Raw genomic sequence first — 23,017 nt, 5'->3', positions numbered from 1 at the left:
GGTCCCGAACAACCTTTTCCCGGAAAGCCCATTCGCCGAACGGGCGCCTTGTGCTATTTGGCGGTGTCCAGCCAATGCGTGATGCGGCCACCATGCATCACGCCGATGCGGTCGGCCATGGCATGGGCTTCGGCATCGTTGTGGGTCACCAGAATTGCGGTCTGCCCGGCGCGCTTGAGAATGCCACGCACCTCCGCCGTCAGGCGTTCGCGCGTGCCGCCGTCGAGGTTCGAAAAAGGCTCGTCGAGCAACAGCAGCGCGGGTGAAGGCGCCAGCGCGCGGGCAAGCGCAATGCGTTGCTGCTGGCCGCCCGACAGTTCATGCGGAAAGCGTTCGCCGGCGTCGGCCAGGCCGACGAGCGACAGCATGTCGGCCACGCGCGACTGCTGTTGCGCACGGCTCGAGCGGCGCAGGCCGAAGGCCACGTTCTGGCTCGCCGACAGGTGCGGAAACAGCGCGTACTCCTGAAACATCATGCCCACGCGCCGCTGCTCGGGGGGCATGTGCACCTGGGTCGAAGACAGCAGCACGTCGCCGAGCCGGATCGCGCCGGCGCGCACGGGTTCGAAGCCGGCGATGGCGCGCAGCACGGTGGTCTTGCCGCAGCCCGAGGGGCCGAACAGGCAGGCTATTTCGCCCGCGGGCAGGGACAGCGAAAAGTCGTTCACCACGGTGTGCAGGCCGCGCGGTGTTTCGTAGGCGAGCTGGATCGACTCGAGGGAAAGGGGGGAACTCATGTTTTGTCCGGACCGGGCAAGGCCGATGGCGTGCCCAGTTGATTGCGTGCCAGCAGCACCACGGGCAGCAGCCCGGCCGCGACGATGGCCAGCGCGGCAATCGCGCCTTCCTCGTACGTGCCGCGGGCGGCCTCGGCATAGAGCCATGTGGCCAGCGTGTCGAAATTGGCGGGACGCAGCAGCAGCGTGGCGGGCAGCTCTTTCATCGCGTCGACAAAGACCAGCAGCGCCCCCGTGGCAATGGCGGGCTGCAGCAGCGGCAGATGCACACGGCGCAGCGTGCCGCCGGTGGTTTCGCCCAGCAGCCGCGAGGCCTGTTCGATGGCCGGCGGAATACGGGCAAGCCCGGCCTCGATGCCGCCCACCGGCATGGCGAGAAAACGGATGGCGCAGGCCACTACCAGCACCACACCCGCGCCCATCAGCGGCAGGCCCGTGAGGCCGAAGGCGTTTGCCAATGCGGCGTCGAACGCCAGCGCGGGCGTGAGCAGGCCAATGGCGAGCACCGTGCCCGGCACTGCGTAGCCCAGCGCGGCCACGCGTGCCTGCCAGCGCGCGCGGTTGGGCCGCGACCCCTGGCTGCGGGCCGCCCATGCCACCACCAGCCCCGCGGCCACGGCGACGACGGTCACGCCCGCGGCCAGTGCCAGCGTGTTGCCAAGGCTGGAGAGCAGGCCTTGCGAAATGCCGCCGCCCTGGCGCAGGCGCTTGCTGCTTTCCCAGACGAGGTAGAGAGCAGGCGCTGCGAATCCGATCATCACCGGCAAGGCGGCGGTGGCGGTGGCCAGCCATGCCGTCCAGCCGTGCAGGCGCCGCGGCTGCATCGCACGCATGCGCTGCGTCGAGCCGAAGCGTTGATGCCGGCGGCCGTTGCGTTCGAGCCAGACCAGGGCCACCACCACGAACAGCATGGCGCAGGCGATCTGCGCCGCGCCGGCCAGGTCGGAGCGCGTGATCCACGTGGTGTAGACCGCAACGGTGAGCGTGTTCACGCCCAGGAATTCAGAGGCGCCGATGTCGTTGAGCGTTTCGAGCAGCGCAAGGCTCAGGCCCACGGCAAGCGCCGGGCGTGCCAGTGGCAGCGCCACCCGAAAGAACGCACCGCGCCGGCTTTCGCCCAGCGTGCGGGCTGCTTCCATCAAGTGCGCGGGCTGCGTCATGAACATGGCGCGCGCGGTCATGTAGACGTACGGGTAGAGCACAAAGCCCAGCACGAAGATCGCACCCGGCATCGAGCGCAGGTCGGGCAGGCGGAACTGGCGCGGGCTGTCGAAGCCCAAGGCCCAGCGGATCGCGCCCTGCACGGGGCCGATCGGGTGCAGCAGGTCCAGGTAGGCGAAGGCGACGATATACGTCGGCATGGCCAGCGGCAGCAGCAGTGCCCAGTGCAGCACGCGGCGCCCCGGAAAGTCGCAGGCCGTGACCAGCCAGGCGCAGCCGGTGCCTATCACCAGCACCAGCACGCCGACACCTGCCAGCAGCACGGCCGTATTGAGCGCCGCCTGCGGCAGCACGTGCGCGAACAACGGCCCCCAGTGCGCCACGCCGGAGCCGAACGCGAGCCAGGCGAGCGTGAGCACCGGCGAAAGCACGCCGACGGCAATTGCAAACGAGGCGCTGCGCCAGAGCGGGCCTGCAGCGTGCAGGCCACCGAAGCTCATGCGAACCACAGGCTTTCCACTACCCCCGCTCCTCGGGGAAACACCGTGGAACCGGCTTTGCCGGGCCACTGGTGTTGCCCCCGGTAGGGGGAGGGAGAAGCGACACGAAGTGCGCGAAGCCTGGGGGCGAGCAACATTACAAGTCGAAACCGACCTTGTCGACAAGCGCGCTGGCTTGCTTGCGGTACTTGGCAATGTCGGTGAGCGGCAGTGGATCGACCTTCAGCTCGCCGATGGTCTCGCCGATGATCGGGTCGAGCGCCACACCCTTGCGCACCGGGTATTCATAGTTGGCTTGCGCGTACAGCGATTGGGCCGGCTCCGACACCAGGAACTCGAGCAGCTTGACCGCATTGGCGCGCTGCGGCGAGTTCTTGGCCACGGCCGCGCCGCTGATGTTGACGTGCGTGCCGCCGCTCTTGCCGCTGGCGAAGGTCGGGCGGATCACCTTGATGGCGTCGCCCCACTTGCGCGCGTCGGTGCCTTCCTTGGCGCTCTTCATCTGGCCCACGTAGTACGAGTTGGCCACGCCGATGTCGCAGATGCCGCCGAGGATGTCGCGCGCCACGTCGCGGTCGCCGCCGGTGGCCTTGCGGGCCAGGTTGGCCTTGACGCCGCGCAGCCATTGTTCGGTCTTGGCTTCGCCGTCATGCGCGATCATCGATGCGATCAGCGCCGTGTTGTAGGGGTGTTGGCCCGCGCGGATGCAGACCTTGCCCTTCCACTTCGGGTTGGCCAGGTCTTCATAGCGGAAGCTCGTGAGGGGCTGGTTCTTGTCGGCGTAGAGCACACGCGCGCGCAGCGAGAGCGCGAACCATTGCCCGTCGGCGCCGCGCAGGTTGGCGGGAATGGCCGATTCGAGCGCGGCCGATTTCACCGGCTGCGTCACGCCGCCGTCCACCAGGTCGATCAGGTTGCCGATGTCCACCGTCATCAGCACGTCGGCCGGCGAGCGTGCACCTTCGGCCTTGACGCGCTCCAGCAGGCCGTCCTTCACGAACACGGTGTTGACCTTGATGTTGGTCTGCGTGCTGAAGGCCGTGATCAGCGGCTGGATCAACGCGGGTTCACGCGTTGTGTAGAGCGTGAGTTCGTCGTTGGCGGCGAAGGCAGGCAGGGCGGCAGCGGCCAGCCAGGCGGCGGAGACGCCGAGCAATGCGCGGGCGGCGCGGCCTTGAACGCCGAGGCGGTCGGTCATGAAGGATCCTCCAGGTGCAGGGACAGTTTCGAGAAGCATCGCGGCCGCATGGCAACGATGCGAATCATTATCACTGCCATTGAGACCGTTTTACGTCCTTGCACTTACAAGAAGCACCGGGCCGCGCCGGTTAATCCACCCATTGACAAGCCCCGCCCAGCGTTGCGCGCGTGGTGCGAAAGCGATTCGCCGGGTGCGCCGGATCCTCGTAGCCGAACGAAATGCCGCAGACGATCTGGCGGTCGTCCGGAATCTCGAACCAGCGGTGCAGGAACCTGGAGCGCGACGCGACGGCCGCCTGCGCGATGCTGGCCACGCCGAAGCTGCGCGCCGCCAGCATGAAGTTGCCGACATAGGCACCGCAGTCCACCGCGCCATAGGTGCCTAGCAGCGCCTCGGTGGTGACGAGGGCCAGGTGCGGCGCCCCGAAGAACCTGAAGTTCTCCTTGGCTTGCCGCGCCGAAGCCTCGCGGTCGCCGCGCGCGATGCCGACGCTCTCGTACAGCTGAAAACCGCATTCGCGGCGGCGCTCCTGGTACACGCCGCGGTATTCCGCGGGAGGCGCGATGTCGAACGCGGCATCGGCCGCGGCCTCGTCCGAATCGAAGGCCTGGCGCAGCCGCTCGGTGGCATCGGCACTGGTCACGATCACCTGCCATGGCTGCGAGTTGCACCAGGAGGCGGTGCGCTGTGCCATCTGCAGGATCGTGTCGATGGTTTCGCGTGCGACGGGTTCTGCAAGGTAGGCCCGGCAGCTGTATCTCTCCGAAAGCAGAGTCTTGAAGGCCGGAGCGAGGCCAGGGTCGAGCGGCGTGAGTGGCATGGCGGCGGCCCGACTTACCGGGGAGAAGGCATTTCGAACACGAGGCAGGTGGTGGTGGCGTGTGCGTACAGCGTGCCGTCCGGTCCGAAAAGCCGCGCCTCGGCGGTGGCCAGTTGCCTGCCGCAATGAATGACCTTGCCCTCGGCGCGAACCCGCTGCACCTTGGGCGTGAGGCCCTTCACGTAGTTCACGCTCAGCTCGGCGGTGGTGTAGGCGCGGCCGACCGGCATCATGGTGTGGACCGAGCAGCCCAGCGCCGAATCGAGCAGCGTGGCAACCCAGCCGCCATGGATGGTGCCGAGCGGATTCAGATGCTGCGGCAGCGGTGTGCCTTGGAACACGGCCACGCCGGGGCTCACCGAAAGAAGCGTGAAGTCGAGCGTCTTGGCGATGGCGGCATAGGGGATTTCGGCGCGCAGCATCGCTTCCATCATCTGCAGCCCGGTCTTGCCGGCGATCTGCTCGGGGAGTGCCAGGCCGGGACCGGGTCCCGCATCGAGGCGTTGGACGATCTCCGCCTCTTGGGCGATCCAGGCGTCGATGGAATGGGGCTCGGACATGAAATCTCCTTGATGGTTGTAGATGCAATTATTGTAGCTACAATCAAAAAATGAACACCGCTCCGAAGCCCCCTCAGCTGAAGCCCCAGGGATGTACCAATTTCCGCTTGCGGCGGCTCTCCAGGCTGGCGTCGCGCCTCTATGACGCGCACGTTGCGCCCAGCGGGCTCAAGACCACGCAGTATTCACTGCTCTCGCACGTGCTGCATTTCGGACCGCTGCGTCCGGTCGACCTCGCGCGCGAAATGAACGTCGACGCCTCCACGCTCACGCGCAATCTCAAGCCGATGCTGGCGGCGGGCTTCCTGGTGCAAACCGAGGGCCCCGATGCGCGCAGCCGCATGCTGTCGATTACCGACGCGGGCCGCGAGAAGCGGGCCGAGGCGCAGCGCCTGTGGCACGGCGCGCAGCTGGCGCTCAACGACATCCTCGGCACGGAGCGCGTTCTGGCGCTGCATGCCCTTCTCGACGAGAGCCTGGAGTTGCTGCAGCGCGCAGGGCTGGGCGATGGACAGCCGGAAGACGAAACAGGAGCCCGCGATGAATGAAACCTCTGTACGGCGCCATGCGCTCTGGCTCGTGCTGCTGGCGGCCGCGGGCGCTTTCGCGCTCACGATGGGCGTGCGTCAGACGATGGGGCTGTTTCTCTCGGCACTCAACACCTCGACCGCGCTCGGCATCGGCAGCATCAGCCTTGCGTTCGCCTTCGGGCAGCTCTGGTGGGGACTCACGCAGCCCTTCGCGGGCGCCGTGGCCGACCGCATCGGCACCGGGCGCGTGGTGTTCATCGGCGTGCTGATGGTGGCCATCGGCACGCTCATCACGCCGCTCATGACGAGCACGGCTGGCCTGATCTTCGCCATTGGCGTGCTTGCGGCCGGTGGCGCCGGCATGGCAGGCCCTTCGGTGCTGATGGCCGCGACCACGCGCCTGGTGCCGCCAAACAAGCGCGGCCTGGCCACCGGCATGGTGAATGCCGGCGGCTCCTTCGGACAGTTCGCGATGGCACCGATTGCCGTCGGCCTGACGGCCGCCGTGGGCTGGGCCGGCGCCATGCAGTGGCTCGGCGTGCTGGTGCTGCTGGCGCTGCCGGCCGCATGGGTGCTCAAGGGCAATTCGAACGCAATGGCCGCGGCCTCGGCGGCCGCATCGGGCACCAAGCCGCTGAGTGCGCGCCAGGCCATCGGCCAGGCGCTCGCGACGCCCAGCTACCGCTACCTGAGCCTGGGCTTCCTGGTCTGCGGCTTTCACGTTGCCTTCCTGGCCACGCACCTGCCCGGCGTCGTTGCGGCCTGCGGGCTGCCGGCCGAAGTCGGCGGCTGGGCGCTCGCGATGATCGGACTCTTCAACATCGTCGGCAGCCTTGCCATGGGCTGGGCCGTGGGGCGCTGGCGCATGAAGTCGCTGCTGTCGCTGGTCTATGCCACGCGCGGCATCGCCGTGCTGGTGTTTCTGCTGGCGCCGAAAACGACCGCGGTCATGCTGGTGTTTGCCGCCGTGATGGGTGTGACCTTCCTGTCGACCGTGCCGCCGACCGCCGGCCTCGTCGCCAAGATGTTCGGGCCGGCCAACATGGCAATGCTGTTCGGCATCGTGATGCTGGCGCACCAGGTCGGCGGCTTCCTGGGCGCGTTCCTGGGCGGCTACGTGTTCCAGGCCACGGGCAACTACGACATCGTCTGGTACATCGACATCGCGCTTGCCGCCGGCGCCGCGCTGGTGCACCTGCCGATCCGCGAAGCGCGGCTCGTGCGTTCGAAGCTGGCGGCGGCATGAACGCGCACCGCGTGCAAAGCACAGGGGGCGATGAATGAGCCAGGAACTCGATCCGCGCACGCGGCGGCTGCTCGAAGCGCCCATCGTGCCGACGCTGCTGCGGCTGGCCGCGCCCAATGTGCTCGTGATGGTGGCGCAGGCTTCCGTCGGGCTCATCGAAACCTACTTCGTTGGCAAGCTGGGCACCGATGCGCTTGCGGGCATGGCGCTGGTGTTTCCCATCGTCATGCTGATGCAGATGACGTCGAGCGGCGCGATGGGCGGCGGCATTGCCTCGTCCATTGCACGCGCTCTGGGCGCGCGCCGCCGTGATGATGCCGACGCGCTGGTGTGGCACGCGGTGGTCATCGCCATCGGCTTCGGCTTGCTCTTCTCGCTCGCGCTGCTGGCCGGCGGGCGCTGGCTCTACGGGATCATGGGCGGCACCGGCGCCGCACTGGAGGCGGCGTTGACGTACTCGAACTGGGTATTTGCGGGCGCGGTGCTGGTGTGGCTCTTCAACTCGCTGTCGGCCATCATCCGCGGCACCGGCAACATGGCGGTGCCGGCGAACGTGACGGTGGCTGGCGTTGCGTTTCTCATTCCTGCATCGCCGTTGCTGATCTTCGGCTGGGGTCCGCTGCCGGGCATGGGCATTGCGGGCGGCGCAATGGCGCTGCTGCTGTACTACCTGCTGGGCTCGGTGGCGCTCATCGTCTACCTGCGCTCGCCGCGCAGCCTGCTGCGCCCGACGCTTGCCGCGCTGAAGCTGCGCTGGCCGCTGTTCCGCAACATCCTGGGCATCGGGCTCGTGGGTGCGGTGTCCACGGTGGCAACCAATCTGTCGATCGGCATTGCCACTGCACTGACCGGCCATTTCGGTTCAGGCGCACTGGCAGGCTACGGAACCGCATCGCGGCTCGAATACCTGCTGGTGCCGCTGGTGTTCGGCCTTGGCGCGCCGCTGGTCGCGATGGTCGGCACCTGCATGGGTGCCGGGCAGCGCGAGCGCGCGTTGCGCGCCACATGGGCCGGTGCCGCTCTGGCTTTTGCGCTGACCGAAACCATCGGCCTCGCCGCGGCGCTGTTTCCGCGCCCCTGGCTGCTGCTGTTCGGCAATGACCCTGCCATGCTCGAAACCGGCGCGCACTACTTGCGCGTGGTGGGGCCGCTCTACGGCTTCTTCGGCGTCGGCCTGGTGCTGTACTTTGCCTCGCAGGGGGCGGGGCGCCTGCTGTGGCCTGTGCTCGGCAACATCGCGCGGCTGGCCGTGGCCGGCATCGGCGGGTGGCTGGCGCTGCGCTGGGGCGGCGGGCTGACCGGCGTGTTCGCCGCGCAAGGCGTGGCGCTGGTGGTGTACGGCATCGTCATCGCGTCGGCAATTGCGGGCGGCGCGTGGTTCGGCCGTGTCGGCTGGCCGCGCACGCCCACAAATCTGCTGCGGCGGGTGGCGGCGCAAGCCTGAGCCGGCTTGCGCCAAGGCCAGGCCTAGCGCGCGAAATCAGTAGCGGTAGGGGTTCTCGGGCCGGCGGTCGTAGCGATTGGGAACGCCGTCGCCGTCGTAGTCCCTGCGGCCGTAGCGGCGCTCTTCCCAATGGCGATGCCGGCGGTGCTCGTAGCGGTCGTGGCCATGGTGGTAGCCCGGACCGTAATAGGGCCGCGGGGGCGGCGGAGCGTAGTAGTGATGGCGCGGCGGCGGTGGTGCGGGCACCATATACACCTGTGCCTGGATGAAGCGGCCGCCGGTCTGGGCTTGGGCCGGAGCGCTGAGGGCGGTCAGCGAGAGCAGGGCAGCGGCGCTGATTGCGAAGATGAGCTTTTTCATGGCAACTCCAATGGAGTGGTTGGAAGCCCTATCGTCGTGCTCCCATGTGAACGCTGTGTAAGGCTCGCGCGAAATCCGATAAAGAGCTGTAAGCCGCTGCGCAACCGTTCCGCCATCCTAGGCGCCCTGTGCCGTGGCCGTAACCGGCCGAACGGACGTCAGCCGTGTGGCGGAGGCAGCATTCGCCGGAGCGCCTCGAAGAACAGGTCGGACTGCTCGCGTTCGCCCTGTATCTGCGCCGCGGCAAGCGAGGCCATCTTGGCATCCACGGGAACCAGCGGGCGCCCGGTCGATTGCGCAATCACCTGGTGCAGGCTTGCGCGTTCGAGGTAGTAGAGGTCGTCATAGGCGTGCGCAATGGTGGCGCCCGCCACGACGACGCCGTGGTTCGCGAGAAAGGCCACGTCTTTTCCCGCCATGGCGCGCGCGATGCGCTCGCCTTCGGCATCGTCTAGCGCCAGCCCGTTGTACACCGCGTCGATCGCGATGCGGTTCATGTAGCGCATCGCGTTCTGGCTCAGCGTGGGGTCGAGCGCGCGATCGGCCGTGAGCGTGAGCGCCGTGGCGTAGGGCATGTGGCAGTGCAGCACCACTGCATGGCCGGTGATCCGGTGCACCGCACCGTGAATGAAGAGGGCAGTTGGTTCGACCCGGTGACGCCCGGCGAGCACTTCGCCGTGCACGTCGATCAGCACGATGTCGTCGGGCCCGATCTCGCTCCAGTGCAGGCCGCGAGGGTTGATCAGGTAGCGGTCTTGCGCGCCCGGAAGCATCACGCTGAAATGGTTGCAGACCCCTTCGGACAGGCCGTGGTGTGCGGCTGCGCGCAATGCAAGCGCAAGGTCTTCGCGCAACTTGCGCACGGCGGGGCTGGCGTAGTCTGAATCTGCGGACATCGACGGGGCCTCGTGGATGTGTGGATGGAAGTGAAAAAAAATGCGCTCAGGCGCGGATTGCGCCCGTATAGGCCGCAACGAATCTCTCGGCGTCGGCACGCACTGCCGAGGCCTGCTTGCCCGGCTTGTAGAGCGCGGAGCCGATGCCGAAGCCGGACGCGCCAGCCGCACGCCACTCGGCCATGTTGGCCGGCGTGATGCCGCCCACGGGCATCAGTGGCGTGCCGGCGGGCAACACCGCAAGCAGCGCCTTCACCACTGCGGGCGATGCCAGTTCGGCCGGAAAGAGCTTGAGCCCGGTGGCGCCCGCGGCCAGCGCGCCGAAGGCTTCGGTCGGCGTCATCACGCCCGGCAGGCAGACCATGCCGAGCCGCACGGCTTCGGCAATGACTTCGGCGTTGAAGTTGGGCGACACGATCAGCTCGCCGCCGGCCGAATGCACATAGCGCACCTGCTGCGCATCGAGCACCGTGCCGGCGCCCACCAGTGCCTGCGGAAAGCGCGTGCGCATCAGCGTGATGCTGGCATAGGGCTTGGGTGAATTGAGCGGCACTTCGAGCAGCCGGAAGCCCGACTCGACGATGGCGTCGCCCACGTCGGCGGCCTCGGGCGGTGTGAGCCCGCGCAAGATGGCGACCAGCGGCAGCTCGCGCATCGCGGCATCGAATTTTTCTTGGGGAGTCGTCATGAGGGTGTTCTGTCTGCGTCGAGAAAACCGGACAGCGCGTGCAGCCCGGCCCAGGTGGCTTCGGCGCCGAGCGTGCGGGTGGCGGTGCCGGTAGCGCTCAGCGCAAGCGTGTAGCGCTGCGTCAGCGCAGGGGAGCCGATCAGCACCACTTCGCCGAAGGCATGCAGCGATTGGGTGCGCAGTTCTTCGCCGATCAACAGGCCCGAGAGATAGCTCGCAAGCTCCTGCGTGGGCATGCGTTCGAAAAGTGCCAGCGTGCGCGCGCCGAAGGCGTTGTGCAGCAGGCCCTGGCCGTTGTCGGCGCGGGTAACGCCTTGCACGAAAGCGGCCTCGTCGAGCGGTGCATCGGCATCGAGCGTGCGCGCAAGAATCGAATGCTGGCTCAGCAGCGCATAGAACTCACCGGTCATGAAGGTGCGAAAGCCCGTGACGCGGCCTTTCTTGACCGTGGCCCATTTGTTATGGGTGCCCGGCAATACGAACACGCCTTCGTCCACATCCATCAATGCCATGGCGCCGAAGATCTGCACTTCTTCGCCGCGCATGACATCGGGAACGCCGTCATGCTCGTCGCTCAGGCCCGGCACGATGGCAATGCGTGAACCCGGCCGCGCGTCGATGTCGATGATCTTGCGGCCCACTTCGACGCGGCCCGCGGGGCAGGCGCAATACGGCGCCTCGACCCAGCCCTGCTTGCTGCCGGCCATGCCGGAGATCAGGCAGCGCGTGCCTTCGGGCTGCATCCAGTCGCCGAACAGCTCATCGAATACTGCGGGAAAGCCGCCCGCCGGCACCTTGAGAATGCCGCGCGTGTCGCTGCGCTCTTCAAGCACATTGCCACCCGCGTCGAGCAATGCGCCGCGCAAGGAGCTCGTGCCCCAGTCGATGGCTACGAGTTTTGTCATCCTAGTGATTGTCGCGCGGCACAAAGCTTCCGCGGCGGCCACGCAGGAAGGCCAGGTCGGCCCCCTGGTCGGCCTGCAGCACCGTATCGACATAGAGCTTCCAGTAGCCCGAATCGAGCGGCGCTTTGGGTGCGACCCATTTTTCGAGCCGCTTGGCCAGTTCCTCGTCACTCACATGCAGGTGCAGCTTGCGGTTGGGCACGTCGAGTTCGACGATGTCGCCGTCCTGCACCAGCGCGAGCGGGCCGCCCGCCGCGGCTTCAGGCGAGGTGTGCAGAACCACCGTGCCATAGGCCGTGCCGCTCATGCGCGCATCGCTGATGCGGACCATGTCGGTGATGCCCTTGCGCAGCACCTTGGGCGGCAGCGGCATGTTGCCCGACTCGGCCATGCCGGGGTAGCCGCGCGGGCCGCAGTTCTTCAGCACCATGACGCAGTGCTCGTCGATGTCCAGGTTCTCGTCGTCGATGCGCTTGTGCAGGTCGTCGGCGTTTTCGAACACCACCGCGCGGCCCTTGTGCACCAGCAGTTCGGGCGTGGCAGCGCTCGGCTTGATGATGGCGCCGTTGGGCGCGAGGTTGCCGCGCAGCACGCAGATGCCGGCCTTGTCCTTGAAGGGCTCTGCCAGCGGGCGGATCACCTGCGGGTTGTAGTTTTCGGCGTCCTTCACGTTGTCCCACAGCGTCTGGCCGTTGGCGGTGATGGCGTCCTTGTGCAGGTGCTCCGCAATTTCCTTGATGACCACCGGCAGGCCGCCCGCGTAGCAGAAGTCTTCCATGAGAAAGCGGCCCGAAGGTTGCAGGTCGACCAGGCATGGCAGCTCGGAGGCCAGCCTGTCGAAGTCGTCGAGCGAAAGATCGACGCCGATGCGGCCCGCAATGGCCAGCAGGTGAATCACCAGGTTGGTCGAGCCGCCGATGGCCGCATTGACCTTGATGGCGTTCTCGATGGCCTGGCGCGTGAGGATCTTCGACATGTTGAGGTCTTCATGCACCATGTCGACGATGCGGCGGCCGGCCATGCGTGCCAGCACGTTGCGGCGGCCGTCGACTGCGGGGTATGCCGCATTGCCCGGCAGGCCAATGCCGAGCGACTCGACCATGCAGGCCATGGTGCTTGCGGTGCCCATGGTCATGCAGTGGCCGTGGCTGCGGTGCATGCAGCTTTCGGCCTCGAAGAAGTCTTTGAGCTTGAGCGTGCCGGCGCGCACCTGCTCGCTCATCTGCCACACGCCGGTGCCCGAGCCCAGCTCCTGGCCGCGCCATTTGCCGGAGAGCATGGGGCCGCCCGAAACGCCGATGGTCGGCAGGTCGACGCTGGCCGCGCCCATCATGAGCGCGGGCGTGGTCTTGTCGCAGCCCATGAGCAGCACCACGCCGTCGAGCGGGTTGCCGCGAATGCTTTCTTCCACGTCCATGCTCGCAAGGTTGCGGTACAGCATGGCGGTGGGGCGTAGCAGCGTTTCGCCGAGCGACATGACCGGAAACTCCACCGGAAAGCCGCCCGCTTCGTACACGCCGATCTTCACTTGCTCGGCAAGCGTGCGGAAGTGCGAATTGCACGGCGTGAGTTCGCTGAAGGTGTTGCAAATGCCGATGACCGGACGCCCGTCGAACTGGTCGTGCGGCACGCCCTTGCCCTTCATCCAGCTTCGGTAGATGAAGCCGTCGCGGTCATTGCGGCCGAACCATTGCTGGCTGCGCAGGTCTTCGGGATTTTTCTTCTTCGGCGGGGTGGTCATCGCTTGTCTCCGGTAACTGGAAGTGTGCCGACAGGTCAGGGTTTTTCCTGCCGAAATGCGTTTTCAATCATCATATGATAAGCGTGAGACGCTGTCACGGCGTTCAGGGTTTTCGAGTGGCTGGCGGCGTCCCAGGCTCCTGAACCGGCAAGAAGCGAGAGCCGGGAAACACAACAACAGACAGACAAGCAATCAACAGGCACGCATGATCAAGAACGTTCACGGCAATACCGTCGACCGCATCGGAAGCGACATCGTCGCCGGCCGTTATGCGCCTGGCGCGTCGATCCCGCCGGAACCGCTTCTGTGCGAGGAGCTCGGCGTCAGCCGCACCGTCATTCGCGAGTCGATCAAGTCGCTGATTGCAAAGGGCTTGGTCACCAGCGGACCCAAGGTGGGCACGCGCGTGCAGCCGGCGGACCAGTGGAACTGGTTCGACGCCGATGTGATCGTCTGGCAGACCGAAGCAGGCTTGTCGGCCGAGTTCCTGCGCGACCTGCAGGACCTGCGCCGCGTGGTCGAGCCTGCGGCCGTCGGGCTGGCAGCTGCGCGCGCCACGGCCGAAGACATTGCCGACATGGAAGACGCCTATGCGGGCATGAAGCGCGCCATCGAATTCGGTGGCGACTACATCACGCCCGACCTGCGTTTTCATCAGGGGCTCATCCGTTCCAGCCACAACCGCATGCTGGTGCAGATGAGTCGCGCGCTGGGTGCGCTGCTGCGCACGAGCTTCGAAATATCGACCAGCCGCAAGAACGGTCCCGCCAGCTCGCTGCCGTTGCATCGCGCGGTGCTCGACGCCGTGATTGCGCGAGACTCCGTACGGGCCGAAAAAGCAGTGCTGGTGCTGATCGACGGTGCCCGCCACGACATCGAGCAGGTGCTCGCCTCGCGCAAGAAGCTTCCGCGCATCAGCCGCCCGGCCACCAGGCTCAAGGCGTTTCCGCTTTGACGTGCGGCAGATTTCATAACAACAGCAAAAGCGACAGGAGATGGTTTATGAATAGAGTGATCGACGGGTTCTTCCGCGTGCTGGAATTCCTGGTAGTGGTATGCATGGTGGCCATGGTCGTCATGGTGTTCGGCAACGTGGTGCTGCGCTACGGCTTCAACTCGGGCATTTCCGTGTCCGACGAAATGTCGCGCTACTGCTTCATCTGGCTCACCTACATCGGTGCCATGGTGGCAATGCGCGAAGGCGCGCACCTGGGTGTCGACACGCTCATCAAGCGGCTACCGCTCGGTGGCAAGAAGTTCTGCTTCTTCATGAGCCAGTCGCTCATGCTGTTTTGCAACGTGCTGTTTCTCATGGGCACTTACGAAATGCACGAGCTGCAGGTCACCAATATTTCGCCGGTGGTCGGCATCTCGATGATCTGGATCTACGGCATCGGCTACGTGGTTGCCGTGGTCATGGGCATCTTCAATATCGAAAAGCTGTGGCGGCTGTTCCGCGGAAGAGTCCCTGAGCAGGAGCTGATTCAGGTCATGGAATCCGAAGAGCAAGTGCTCGAAGTGTCCGCACACGGCAAGGTGGCGCAATGACAGTCACCATCTTCATCGTGTCGCTGCTCGGTGCCATGGCGCTGGGCATTCCAATTTCGTATTCGCTGCTGGTGTGCGGCGTGTCGCTGATGGGCTGGCTGGCCTACACCGGCGGCCTGCCGGCATTCGACAGCCAGATCATTGCGCAGCGCTTCGTCGATGGCGCCGACAACTTCCCGCTGCTCGCCGTGCCGTTCTTCCTCTTGGCCGGCGAATTCATGAATGCCGGCGGGCTGAGCCGGCGCATCGTCAACCTGGCGATGGCGTGGGTCGGTCACTACCGGGGCGGCATGGGCTACGTGGCGGTGCTGGCGGCCATCATCATGGCGTCGCTGTCAGGCTCGGCCGTGGCCGACACGGCCGCGCTGGCCGCGCTGCTGATTCCAATGATGAAGGCGGCCGGCTACCAGCTGAACCGCTCGGCCGGCCTGATTGCCGCGGGCGGCATCATTGCGCCCGTCATTCCGCCGTCGATCGGTCTCATCGTGTTCGGCGTGGCCGGCAACGTGTCGATCACCAAGCTGTTCCTGGCCGGCATCGTGCCGGGCATCCTGATGGGCCTGGCGGTGGGCATTGCCTGGTGGATCGTCGCCAAGAAGGAAAACGTGAAGTCCGCGCCGCGCGTGGGCTGGGGCGAGCGGCTCAAGGTCACGGCGCAGGGCAGCCTGGCACTGGCGCTGCCCGTCATCATCATCGGCGGCATGAAGTTCGGCATCTTCACGCCGACCGAAGCCGCCGTGGTGGCGGCGGTCTACTCGCTGATCGTGGGCCTCTTCGTGTACGGCGAACTGAAGTTCAAGGACCTGTACCGCCTCACGCTGGCCGCGGGCAAGACGACAGCCGTGGTGATGTTCCTCGTGGCGGCCGCCATGGTGAGCGCCTGGCTCATTACCGTAGCCAACATCCCCGGCGAGGTGGTGTCGCTGCTCGAGCCGTTTCTCGGCAACAAGATCCTGCTGATGTTCGTGATGATGGTGCTCATCGTCATCGTGGGCACCGCGCTCGACTTCACGCCCACGGTGCTGATCCTCACGCCCGTGCTGATGCCGGTGGTGCTCAAGGCCGGGATCGACCCGGTGTACTTCGGTGTGCTGTTCATCATGAACAACGCCATCGGCCTCATTACGCCGCCCGTGGGCACGGTGCTCAATGTGGTGAGCGGCGTAGCGCGCATCTCGATGGACGACGCCTTCAAGGGCGTGATGCCGTTCTTCATCGCGCACCTGGTGGTGTTGTTCGCGCTGGTGTTCTTTCCCCAGATCGTGACCGTTCCGCTCCAGTGGTGGATGGGTCGCTAGTCAATTTTTTCGTCAGTTCATTCAACCTCAATCGAAGGAGACAAAGCATGTTGTTCCGTAGAACCCTGATGACCGCCGCCCTCGTGGCCGGCGGCCTGCTGGCATCGACCGGTGCCATTGCGCAATTTGCCGAGCGCACGATCAAGTTCACCAATGGCGTGAACGAAGACCACCCCGTGGGCGTGGGCGTCAAGAAGATGCAAGAGGTGCTGGCCGCCAAGACCGGCGGCAAGATGAAGATCGTCGCCTTCTGGGGCGGCGCCGCGGGCGGCGACCTGCCGGCCACGCAGGCGCTTCGCGCAGGCACGCAGGAGATGGTGTGCACCTCCAGCTCGCCGCTGGTCGGCATCGTGAAGGAGCTCGGTGCGTTCGACCTGCCTTTCCTGTTTGCCAACGAGAAAGAGGCCGATGCGGTGCTCGACGGCCCCGCCGGCGAATACTTCAACAAGAAGCTCGAAGCTGCGGGCCTGGTGAACCTGGCCTATTGGGAAAACGGTTTCCGCAACCTGACCAACAGCAAGAAGCCCGTGGCCAAGCCCGAGGACTTCGAAGGCGTGAAGCTGCGCGTGATGCAGAACAACATCTTCCTGGACTCGTTCAAGACCCTGGGCGCCAATGCCGTGCCCATGGCTTTCGGCGAGGTGTTCACCGCACTTGAAACCCGCACCATCGACGGCCAGGAAAACCCCTTCGTGACCATCGAAACCTCGAAGTTCAGCGAAGTGCAGAAGTACCTGAGCGTGACGCGCCATGCCTACACGCCGTTCCTCATCCTCTACAGCAAGAAGCTGTGGGACCAGCTCAACCCGCAAGAGCAGGCCGTGCTGCGCGAAGCCGCCAAGGAAGGCCAGAAGGTCCAGCGCGAAGCCAATCGTGCACTCAACGAGAAGGCGCTCGCCAACCTGCGCAAGACCATGACGGTGAACGACGTGTCGCCGGCCGAGCAGAAGCGCATGCTGGACAAGGTGAAGCCGGTGTACGACAAGAACGTGCCCAACATCGGCGCCGAAGCCGTGGGCGTGGTCACCGACGCGCTGAAGAAGGCGCGCGGCGGCTGATCGATTCCTGACTTGGTATCGGGGCCGCGCAGCGCAAGCTGCCGCGGCCCTTTTTTTCTGGAGTTTCAAAAATTGAAGATCACCGAAGTCGAAACCGTCCGCCTGGGCGAGTTTCCCAACATCGTGTGGGTGCGCCTGCACACCGACGAGGGCCTGGTCGGCCTTGGCGAAACCTTCATGGGCGCCGAGGCGGTCGAAGCCTACCTCCATGAATGGGCGGCGCTCAAGCTGCTCGGCACCGATCCGCTGCAGATCGAGGCGCGCAACCGCGACATCACCGGCTACCTGGGCTGGCGCGGATCGGGCGTGGAAACGCGCGGCAACTCGGCCGTCGACATTGCGCTGTGGGACCTGTTCGGCAAGGCCGCCAACATGCCGGTGCACACCGCCCTGGGCGGCAAGAGCCGCGATGCGATCCGCATCTACAACACCTGCGCCGGCTACCAGTACATCCGCAGCGCCACCAACCAGACCAGCTCCAACTGGGGCCTGGCCAACAGCAACGGGCCCTACGAAGACTTGCAGGGCTTTCTGCACCACGCCGACGAGCTGGCCGAATCGCTGCTGTCCGAAGGCATCACGGCCATGAAGATCTGGCCCTTCGACCCGGCTGCCGAAAAGAGCCACGGCCAGTACATCAGCAACGCCGATCTCGACACGGCGCTGGAGCCGTTCCGCAAGATCCGCAAGGCCGTGGGCAGCAAGATGGACATCATGGTCGAGTTCCACAGCCTGTGGCGCCTGCCCATGGCGCAAAAGATCGCCCGTGCGCTGAAAGAGTTCAACACCTTCTGGCACGAAGACGCCATCCGCATGGACAGTCTCGATCTGCTCAAGCAGTACGCGAAGGATTGCGATGCGCTCATCTGCGCGAGCGAGACTCTCAGCTACAAGTGGGGCTTCAAGGACTACTTGCAGACCGGCGTGGCCGGCGTTGCCATGCTCGACCTGAGCTGGTGCGGCGGCCTCACCGAAGCACGCAAGATCGCCGCCATGGCCGATGCATGGCAGCTGCCGGTGGCGCCGCACGACTGCACCGGCCCGGTGGTCTGGGCCGCGTCGACGCACCTGAGCCTGCATGCGCCGAACGCACTCATCCAGGAGAGCGTGCGAGCTTTCTTCACCGGCTGGTACAAGGAACTCGTCACCGAGCTGCCGAAGGTCAAGAACGGAATGATCAGCCTGAACGACAAGCCCGGGCTCGGCCTCGAACTGCTGCCCGACCTGCACAAGCGTCCGGATGCGATGGTGCGGGTTTCCAAGCTCTGATCCGAGCTTCGTTGCCTCCGGGGCTCAGTCGGTGCGCAGCCTCAGTAGCGCACGCACAAAGCCGTGGTCCGAGCGCGAGCGGTCGCGCCCTTCGTGCAGGTGGTCGTTGAAATAATCGACCCGGCGCACGTCGCCCAGGCTGCGCCGGCTTGCCGCAACGAACTCCTCGCTCACGAAGATCTGGTCGAGCACCGCCGGAAAGCCCTGGTGGATGTGCGAATAGGCCACGTCTTTCTTGAGTGCCGACTCGCCCTGCATCTCGTAGGCGTTGAAGAGCGCCACGTCGCGCGCGGCCTTGTCGTAGGCCACATCGGAAGTGGCGGCCACCAGTTGCGTGGTCACGCTATGCGGCTCGTCGTTGAAGTCGCCCATCACCACCAGCGGCGTGTCCGTGCCTTGCAGCAGGTCGATCACGATGCAGCGCAGGGCGGCCGCTTCGACGCCCCGCATGACCAGCGAGCGCAGCGAAGCCATGGCGCCGACCTTGCGGTCCTCCCGGTCTTCGAGGTGGTTGCCTTGTGCGTCTTGCAAAAATTTCGGGCGCTTGGATTTGAGGTGCGCCGTAAGCACGTGCACCTGCTGCCCGTGCTTCATGCGCAGCGTGACCAGAAAGGGCGGGCGCTCGAAGCGCGTGTGCGGGCCCAGGCCCGGCACGTCGACGCCGAAGCCGGGCGGAAAGTCGACAAAAGACTGTGCATGGTCCACCTGCAAGCGCGTGGCAATGCCGACCCGCGGTGTGCCCTGTGCACCGTTGTGCGGCGGCGTGTTCTCGGCGCCGGGTACCGAAACGAAGTCATAGCGCAAGCCGCTGCGCGCAATCGCGGCCTTCAGCGCGCTCTCGTCCCAGACCTCTTGCACCGCCAGCACGTCGGCATTCAGCGCGTGAAAGCGCTCGCCGATCCAGCCGATCTTGCGTTCGTATTCGCGCTCGTCGTAGGCGTCCTGGTTCTCGTAGTACACGCGGTGCGGGTTCGCGAGATTCAGCAGATTGCAAGTCGCAACGAAGAGGGTGGCGTAGTTGGGCGGTATGTACTGCATGGCTTGGGATTGTGTCGGGACCGCGTGACGCGCGGCGCGACGCCTTTCGTATTAACGGGAAAAGACGATCGACTCCGCTTTGTTGCGCAGCTGACAAAAAGCGCGAGAAATGTGCGGAATTTGCGTTCTTGCAACGTTTGTGTCCGCATTTGTAAAACGACAATTCGGCGCTGCATCAAATTCCGAACGGGAGGAAATAAACATGAAGATTCGATCGACCTGCGCCATCTTGCTGGCGTGCATCGCACTTGCCGCTTGCCGGTCCGCGCCTTTGTACGAGCCCAGCCGGCGCGCGCTGGTTTCGGCGGAAGAAGACGAAGAGCGCACAGTTGTTGGCCAGCCGGTGACCGGCACGGCCTTCGCGCAGCTGCGGCCCAGCATGAGCTACGCCGAAGTCATCAAGATCGCGGGCAAGCCCAACGCCGAGACCGTCCGGAACACCGGCAAGGCCTGGATTCCCACCTATAACGGCACAGACCGCTGGCGCCACTACCTTGCCTACAAGGGGCAGGGCGTCCTCGTCTTCGCCGGCACTGCGGGCGGAGAAATCGCCGAGATCTCGCGCACCAGGAATTACACGCCGGACGTGCTGATCCAGATCGTGCACAACCCCGCGGACACAGGGAGGCTCTGAGGTTGGTTTTTCGGTTCTCACATACAAAAGCGAAAACGGGAAACGATGATCATCGGAGTTGACCTTGGGACCACCCACAGTTTGGTGGCCATCTGGCGTGATGGGCGCGCCCAACTTGTTCCAAACGCACTCGGCGAATTTCTGACGCCCTCGGTCGTGAGCGTCGACGAGGATGAGAGCATCCTGATTGGCCGGGCGGCGCGCGAACGCTTGCAAAGCCATCCATCGCGCACGGTGGGGGCATTCAAACGCGCGATGGGCACCGCCAAGCAGTTCGATCTTGCGACGCGGCGTTTTCGCGCCGAGGAGCTTTCATCGCTCGTTCTCCAATCGCTCAAAGCTGACGCCGAGGCCTTTCTCGGGGAGACAGTGCAAGAGGCAGTCATCACTGTGCCGGCATATTTTTCCGATGCACAGAGGCAGGCTACGCGATCCGCCGGCGCTTTGGCGGGCTTCGCGCAGATCAGCCTGCTCAACGAGCCTACAGCTGCGGCGCTCGCGTATGGGCTTAATCAACGAGACAGCGAAACGCAGTTTTTGGTGTTCGATCTCGGTGGCGGAACATTCGACGTCTCCATTCTCGAAATGTTCGATGGCGTCATGGAGGTCCGGGCAACGGCGGGCGACAACCATCTGGGCGGCGAAGATGTGGATTCGCTGCTGGTGAGCGCCTTCATCGCGCATACCAAGCTGCCGGACAAGCTGGCCAACAATGCCCCGCTTCGGGCCCAGATTGCTGCGCGCGTAGAAACAGCCAAACGTGCCTTGGAAACACGCGAGAGCGTCACGATTTCCATTACGGCGCAGGGGCGCGAGCACACCATGGTGCTGTCCGCCGAGACTTTGGCAACAGTGATTGCACCTTTGCTGGACCGTTTGCGGGCCCCCATCGAGCGGGCATTGCGCGATGCCAAGATTCGTTCCAGTGAACTCGAGGCTGTTGTGCTCGCAGGCGGCAGCACGCGATTGCGCGCGGTGCGGCAGCTCGTGGCTCGGATGTTCGGCAGGTTTCCCGAGACTGCCATCAACCCTGACGAAGTCGTCGCAATGGGGGCCGCCGTCCAAGCCGGTCTGAAGATGAACGACGCCGCACTGGCCGAGCGGGTGTTGACAGACGTATGTCCCTACACCCTCGGCATCGAAACGTCGCGCCATTTTGGCGACGGCCGCCTCGCGACCGGATTCATGGCGCCGGTCCTGGATCGCAATACGGTAATTCCTGCCAGCCGGGTGCAGCGCTTCTTTCCGGTGGCTGATTTCCAGAGCCTGTTGCGGATCATGGTCTACCAGGGTGAGGCAAGACGTGTCCAGGACAACATCCTGCTGGGGCAGTTCGATCTGGAGATGCCGAAAGGGCGAGTGGGCGAGGTCGGAGCCGATGTGCGCTTCACCTATGACGCAAGCGGGCTGCTGGAGGTTGAAGCAACACCGGTGAAGGATGATCGGCCTGCCGGCGCGCCGCGGCAACTTGTGATCCAGAACTCGACGGATCGTCTTTCCCCCGAAGAGATTGCAAATCGGCTCGCGGCTTTGAAGCAGCTCAAGATTCATCCGCGCGAGAAGCTGGAAACCCGCACGCTGCTTGCGCGCGCTGAACGCCTGCATCAGCAGCTCCTGGGGCAGGCACGCGAGCATCTTTCTGTTTCCATCAGTCGCTTCGAACTGGCGCTAGATACGCAGGAAGAAGGCGCTATTGCCACGGCGCGCACGCAGCTTGAGTTGCTGGTCGCCGCAGTGGAAAAAGACAGATTCCTGCTGGACGAAGAGCAATGACTTCCCTCGACCTGACGGGCTGCTTCGCGCGCCTGGGCTTGCCGCCCGATTCCGACACCCGATCGATCAAGCGTGCCTATGCACAGGCACTGAAGCTGATCGATACCGCCACAGAGCCCGAACGCTTTGCACAGCTCCGGCATGACTACGAACAGGCACTGGCGATCGAAGGTGCAAGGAAATCAACAGACTTTGAGCTTGACTCGGAGCATGGGCTGGATCCCTTTGCCGGAGGGAGCTTCGGCCGATCCGAATCGGTGAATCCGAGCGCAGCAGAGCCTGCGAGTGCGCCCTCTGATATAGACGTCGAAACGGCGCTTGATGACGAGAAGCCGTACGTCTTCGAATCGGAATTGCCGCCAGTCGATGTTCCTGCGTCAGAAGAACTCATCGAGCAACTGGAACGCTCGGCAACCTTCGCCTCCGACAACGTTGATGCTGCGATCATGGTGCTCCGGGGGATCATCGAAACAGACGCAATGACCTCGTTGGCGCGGCGAGATGCATTCGAAGTGTTACTTGTGGATGCCCTGCGCATACGACGGTTTGGACCTTGCAACGGCGCGCTGCTTCTTGCCGCAGCCGAAGTGTTCGGTTGGCGCGTCGATGGCGCAAGGCATCTTTCGCGCATGGGGTTTTCCGGCTCCATCATGAATGCGGTGCTCGATGAAGTCAGCCAGACCTCTCAAGCGCGGCTTCAGCGGATGCTGCTGCTTTCCGCAGAGCCTACTGCCGCCAGCGCGCTCAGGCTATGGAAACCCGAGCAAGAGATCAATGCACATACGCCGCTCGGCTCCGTGCTCTTTGCGCCTGGGCACCTGGAGCGATGGGCGCAAGCCCATGCGCATGCGCCGCTTGTCGAGCGATCGAAGCGCGGGCTCAATAAGTTGCTGAGTTCAAGTACCGTTTGGCGCGCGGCAGTCACCTTGTTGATTGTCCCGGTGGCGCTGGCAATCTTTGCGCTGGTGTTGTCGCGTGTCACAGAAGGGGAAGCCCGGCAGGCGTCCATCGAATGCCAGCGTGCGTTCGCGGCCGCCCAAGGAACCAATTGGAAGAATATCGCGCTGTCCTCGGTTGGGACTCTGCAAAAGTGTGCGGCGCAGCTGCCCCCGGAAAATTGCGCAGACAAGGAAGGTCTTCTGGTCGTGACGGCGATCGCCAACCGCTTGATTCCCCGCGCGGGCGACCAAGACCTCCGTGCCGTTTTCTATTACGTGCTGATGCCCTATGAAGCGATCCGTCTCAATCTGGACGACGGGCGGAGCTTCGGCCCGTCTGAGGGTGGAAGCTGCGACGGTGTCGAGTCTTTCATGAATGCCGCGAATTGGCTGGCCGAAGGCGATGAACCGGCCGCTAGGCGACTGATCGAGACCGCGGCGAGCTGCCGGCACAAAAGCAGCGGGCCCTACCAGCGCCTGAGCCCCGCTCTGTACACATTTCTAGAACATACAGACGCTTGGCCGGCGCCTGAGGGCGGCAGGCAAACCGCACGCTATCGCCTGAAAGATTTGGTGGGGCCGGCTCGTCCGATCGACGTCGCAAGCGCGAGAGCAGCAATCGGGTCGCAATATCCCTGGGCTGCGTGCAAAACCAACTGAACCTTCCGAATC

At 65.0% G+C, this 23,017-nt stretch carries 22 protein-coding genes; 11 read left to right on the top strand and 11 right to left on the bottom strand.

The genetic code is table 11. The features are described from left to right. Window positions 1-53: 53 nt before the first annotated feature. The 5 genes from V9L21_RS10395 to V9L21_RS10375 form a co-directional block, all read right to left on the bottom strand. Window positions 54-737: an ABC transporter ATP-binding protein gene (locus tag V9L21_RS10395; protein ID WP_337311552.1), complete on the bottom strand. Its 684-nt coding sequence runs from the start codon at window positions 735-737 to the stop codon at window positions 54-56. Continuing rightward, the gene (locus V9L21_RS10390) at window positions 734-2,398 is read right to left on the bottom strand and encodes an ABC transporter permease (RefSeq protein ID WP_337311550.1); all 1,665 of its coding nucleotides are present in this window, start codon (window positions 2,396-2,398) and stop codon (window positions 734-736) included. The genes V9L21_RS10395 and V9L21_RS10390 overlap by 4 nt, the downstream gene beginning before the upstream one ends. Window positions 2,399-2,534: 136 nt before the next feature. After that, complete coding sequence (locus V9L21_RS10385; RefSeq protein WP_337311549.1) at window positions 2,535-3,596, bottom strand: Fe(3+) ABC transporter substrate-binding protein; 1,062 nt, start codon at window positions 3,594-3,596, stop codon at window positions 2,535-2,537. Window positions 3,597-3,726: 130 nt separating this feature from the next. Beyond that, window positions 3,727-4,419 carry a nitroreductase gene (locus V9L21_RS10380; protein WP_337311547.1) on the bottom strand — a complete coding sequence of 231 codons (693 nt, stop codon included), beginning with the start codon at window positions 4,417-4,419 and terminating at the stop codon, window positions 3,727-3,729. A gap of 14 nt (window positions 4,420-4,433) precedes the next feature. Beyond that, window positions 4,434-4,979: a PaaI family thioesterase gene (locus V9L21_RS10375; RefSeq protein WP_337311545.1), complete on the bottom strand. Its 546-nt coding sequence runs from the start codon at window positions 4,977-4,979 to the stop codon at window positions 4,434-4,436. Between the two features lie 50 nt (window positions 4,980-5,029). On the opposite strand from V9L21_RS10375, the gene V9L21_RS10370 reads away from it, so the two are divergent. From V9L21_RS10370 to V9L21_RS10360, 3 genes are read left to right on the top strand one after another with little or no spacing between them, the layout of a single operon-like run. Beyond that, a complete protein-coding gene (locus V9L21_RS10370; RefSeq protein WP_337311543.1) occupies window positions 5,030-5,527 on the top strand; it encodes a MarR family winged helix-turn-helix transcriptional regulator in 498 nt (165 codons plus the stop codon). Beyond that, the gene (locus tag V9L21_RS10365) at window positions 5,520-6,755 is read left to right on the top strand and encodes an MFS transporter (protein WP_337311541.1); all 1,236 of its coding nucleotides are present in this window, start codon (window positions 5,520-5,522) and stop codon (window positions 6,753-6,755) included. Before V9L21_RS10370 ends, V9L21_RS10365 begins: the two co-directional genes overlap by 8 nt. Window positions 6,756-6,789: 34 nt before the next feature. Then, on the top strand, window positions 6,790-8,199 hold the full coding sequence (locus V9L21_RS10360; protein ID WP_337311540.1) for an MATE family efflux transporter: 1,410 nt from the start codon (window positions 6,790-6,792) through the stop codon (window positions 8,197-8,199). Window positions 8,200-8,235: 36 nt separating this feature from the next. Here V9L21_RS10360 and V9L21_RS10355 read toward each other — a convergent pair whose 3' ends face one another. The 5 genes from V9L21_RS10355 to V9L21_RS10335 form a co-directional block, all read right to left on the bottom strand. After that, entirely contained in the window at window positions 8,236-8,559 is a 324-nt protein-coding gene (locus V9L21_RS10355; RefSeq protein WP_337311538.1) for a hypothetical protein, read from the bottom strand. 158 nt (window positions 8,560-8,717) lie between these two features. After that, the gene (locus tag V9L21_RS10350) at window positions 8,718-9,473 is read right to left on the bottom strand and encodes an aldolase (protein ID WP_337311890.1); all 756 of its coding nucleotides are present in this window, start codon (window positions 9,471-9,473) and stop codon (window positions 8,718-8,720) included. A gap of 28 nt (window positions 9,474-9,501) precedes the next feature. After that, window positions 9,502-10,143 (bottom strand): 2-dehydro-3-deoxy-6-phosphogalactonate aldolase, encoded by a 642-nt coding sequence (locus V9L21_RS10345; protein ID WP_337311536.1) that lies wholly within the window; start codon window positions 10,141-10,143, stop codon window positions 9,502-9,504. Further along, a complete protein-coding gene (locus V9L21_RS10340) occupies window positions 10,140-11,048 on the bottom strand; it encodes a 2-dehydro-3-deoxygalactonokinase (protein ID WP_337311535.1) in 909 nt (302 codons plus the stop codon). Before V9L21_RS10340 ends, V9L21_RS10345 begins: the two co-directional genes overlap by 4 nt. A 1-nt stretch (window position 11,049) precedes the next feature. Beyond that, entirely contained in the window at window positions 11,050-12,789 is a 1,740-nt protein-coding gene (locus V9L21_RS10335; protein ID WP_258501538.1) for an IlvD/Edd family dehydratase, read from the bottom strand. A 205-nt stretch (window positions 12,790-12,994) separates the two neighbouring features. Between V9L21_RS10335 and V9L21_RS10330 the strand changes: the two genes are divergently transcribed. The 5 genes from V9L21_RS10330 to V9L21_RS10310 all read left to right on the top strand — a co-directional run bounded on the left by V9L21_RS10330 (window position 12,995) and on the right by V9L21_RS10310 (window position 17,962). Next, window positions 12,995-13,744, top strand: coding sequence for a FadR/GntR family transcriptional regulator (locus V9L21_RS10330; protein ID WP_337311532.1), 750 nt, complete (start codon window positions 12,995-12,997; stop codon window positions 13,742-13,744). 47 nt (window positions 13,745-13,791) lie between these two features. Then, window positions 13,792-14,337 carry a TRAP transporter small permease gene (locus V9L21_RS10325; RefSeq protein ID WP_258501537.1) on the top strand — a complete coding sequence of 182 codons (546 nt, stop codon included), beginning with the start codon at window positions 13,792-13,794 and terminating at the stop codon, window positions 14,335-14,337. After that, on the top strand, window positions 14,334-15,635 hold the full coding sequence (locus V9L21_RS10320) for a TRAP transporter large permease (protein WP_337311530.1): 1,302 nt from the start codon (window positions 14,334-14,336) through the stop codon (window positions 15,633-15,635). The genes V9L21_RS10325 and V9L21_RS10320 overlap by 4 nt, the downstream gene beginning before the upstream one ends. A 47-nt stretch (window positions 15,636-15,682) precedes the next feature. Continuing rightward, a complete protein-coding gene (locus V9L21_RS10315) occupies window positions 15,683-16,693 on the top strand; it encodes a TRAP transporter substrate-binding protein (RefSeq protein WP_258501533.1) in 1,011 nt (336 codons plus the stop codon). A 72-nt stretch (window positions 16,694-16,765) separates the two neighbouring features. Then, a complete protein-coding gene (locus tag V9L21_RS10310; RefSeq protein ID WP_337311528.1) occupies window positions 16,766-17,962 on the top strand; it encodes a mandelate racemase/muconate lactonizing enzyme family protein in 1,197 nt (398 codons plus the stop codon). Between the two features lie 24 nt (window positions 17,963-17,986). Here V9L21_RS10310 and V9L21_RS10305 read toward each other — a convergent pair whose 3' ends face one another. Continuing rightward, a complete protein-coding gene (locus V9L21_RS10305) occupies window positions 17,987-19,000 on the bottom strand; it encodes an endonuclease/exonuclease/phosphatase family protein (RefSeq protein ID WP_337311526.1) in 1,014 nt (337 codons plus the stop codon). A gap of 202 nt (window positions 19,001-19,202) precedes the next feature. Between V9L21_RS10305 and V9L21_RS10300 the strand changes: the two genes are divergently transcribed. Genes V9L21_RS10300 through V9L21_RS10290 form a run of 3 tightly spaced genes read left to right on the top strand, consistent with a single transcriptional unit; the run spans window position 19,203 to window position 23,005 of the window. After that, the gene (locus tag V9L21_RS10300; protein WP_337311524.1) at window positions 19,203-19,634 is read left to right on the top strand and encodes a hypothetical protein; all 432 of its coding nucleotides are present in this window, start codon (window positions 19,203-19,205) and stop codon (window positions 19,632-19,634) included. 45 nt (window positions 19,635-19,679) lie between these two features. Continuing rightward, the gene (locus V9L21_RS10295; protein WP_337311522.1) at window positions 19,680-21,407 is read left to right on the top strand and encodes an Hsp70 family protein; all 1,728 of its coding nucleotides are present in this window, start codon (window positions 19,680-19,682) and stop codon (window positions 21,405-21,407) included. Next, entirely contained in the window at window positions 21,404-23,005 is a 1,602-nt protein-coding gene (locus tag V9L21_RS10290) for a hypothetical protein (protein ID WP_337311520.1), read from the top strand. Before V9L21_RS10295 ends, V9L21_RS10290 begins: the two co-directional genes overlap by 4 nt. Window positions 23,006-23,017: the final 12 nt, after the last annotated feature.

The sequence above is a fragment of the Variovorax sp. CCNWLW235 genome, from assembly GCF_037204085.1.
GTDB lineage: Bacteria > Pseudomonadota > Gammaproteobacteria > Burkholderiales > Burkholderiaceae_C > Variovorax.
Note: the sequence above shows the minus strand (reverse complement) of the source record. Positions and strands in the feature narration are given on the sequence as shown.